Source organism: Nocardia sp. NPDC004722 (genome assembly GCF_053601505.1).
The window spans coordinates 1-1,696 of record NZ_JBSGBY010001015.1 but is presented as its reverse complement, the minus strand read 5'-3'; the positions used below and the strand labels follow the sequence as shown (position 1 = coordinate 1,696).

Annotated in this window: 2 protein-coding genes and 1 pseudogene; all 3 read left to right on the top strand. The window is 70.0% G+C overall.

Annotation, left to right across the window (positions count from 1 at the left end; genetic code table 11):
* Positions 1–604, top strand: a 604-nt coding sequence (locus tag ACWELQ_RS45235; RefSeq protein WP_452403115.1) for a sensor histidine kinase, incomplete at its 5' end; no start/stop codon positions are given.
* Positions 605–728: 124 nt separating this feature from the next.
* Positions 729–1,391, top strand: a complete 663-nt coding sequence (locus ACWELQ_RS45230; protein ID WP_452403114.1) for a response regulator — start codon at positions 729–731, stop codon at positions 1,389–1,391.
* Between the two features lie 92 nt (positions 1,392–1,483).
* A pseudogene (locus ACWELQ_RS45225) lies at positions 1,484–1,696 on the top strand (hypothetical protein); the annotation flags it as partial.

Genomic DNA, 1,696 nt, shown 5'->3' with positions numbered 1-1,696 from the left:
GCCCGAACAACTTCCGCAGCACGGGACCGCGGGCATCGCCAAGATGGTCGACATGATGCGCAGCGCGGGCCTGGACGTCTCCCTCGAATTGAGCGGCGAACTCGACACCGTCACCCCCGAGGTCAGCCTCGGCATCCACCGCATCGTGCAGGAATCGCTCACCAACACCCTGCGCCACGCCGGACCCACCCCGCACGCCGAGGTCCGCGTCACCCGCCGTGACACCGACGTCCTGGTCGACATCACCGACTCCGGCGGCGTACCGCTCACCCCGCCCACCCCCGGCGGCCACTGCAATCACGCGACCGGCGGCCACCGCGTCAGCGCCACCATCCCCGACACCGCCACCGCAAACGGCGGTATCGGCACCGCCGGGATCCGCAACGGCGGCAACGGAAACAGCGGCGGCACCACCAAACCGGCCCTCACCGTCCCCTCCCGGATAGCGCCCGTCCCCTCCCGCATCCCCGGCAGCGGCCTGGGCCTGGTGGGCATGCGCGAACGCATCGCCGTCCTCGGCGGCAGCCTCACCGCCGGCCGAAACCCGCACGGCGGCTGGACCGTCCGCGCCACCATCCCCCTCGACCGCGGCATCCCCGACTGAATCGGCCACCGAGTCCGAGCGGGCGGCTCGCCGGTGGCCGCGCATCCGGTGCCGACCAGAGCGCCCGGCTATCGCGCCCGGCCCTCATGCGGTGGTTCATGGGATGACCTATTAGGTTGTGGGGGTGCCGATCACCGTTCTAGTTGTCGACGACCAGGAGCTCATGCGCGCGGGGTTGCGGATGGTGCTCGGTGCTCACCCCGATATCGAGGTGGTGGGGGAGGCCGACAACGGGGCCACCGCGATCGCGCGGGCGGCGGAGTTGCGGCCGGACGTGGTGTTGATGGATGTGCGGATGCCGGTGACCGACGGGGTGACCGCGACCGCGCGGATCATCGAATCCGGGTGCGGCAGCAGGGTTCTCGTCATGACCACCTTCGACCTCGACGAACACGCGCTGGGCGCGCTGCGGGCCGGGGCGAGCGGGTTCCTGCTCAAGGATCTGCCGCCCGAGGATTTGATCTCCGCGATTCGCAGTGTCGCGGCCGGGGACGCGGTCGTATCGCCCAAGGTGACCAAACGGCTGTTGGATCGGCTCATCGCCGAGGACCCGGCGGCCGGGCGCGATCCAGGGGTGCTGGAGGTGCTGACCGCCCGCGAGCGGGAAGTGCTCGAGCACATCGCGGCCGGGCGCTCCAACGCCGAGATCGCGGGTGCACTGTTCCTGTCGGAGGCGACGGTCAAGACCCATGTCGGTCGGGTGCTCACCAAACTCGGCCTGCGCGACCGGGTCCAAGCCGTGGTGCTGGCCTACGAGACCGGGCTGGTGCGGCCGGGCAGCGCCTGAGAAAGCGCCCGAGGGTGTGACCGGTGACGCAGTCGGGAGAAAAATCGGGTCCTCGCGCGTTGCACCGGTAGATCGATCGAAAGGATCGCCCGATGCCTGCCCTGCTGTTCCTCGCCTACTTCGTCGCCGAGATCGCCACGCTCGTCGTGGTCGGTCATTTCCTCGGCGTGTTCCCCACCATCCTGCTGCTGCTGGCGGGCTCGGCGGTGGTCTGTAACGAGCCAACTCCACGAGTCCGACACTGCGGCCGTGCCGGACCTGTCTACGGTTACCGGTGCCCGTTTTCGTGGCAGCGGGCCTCCACC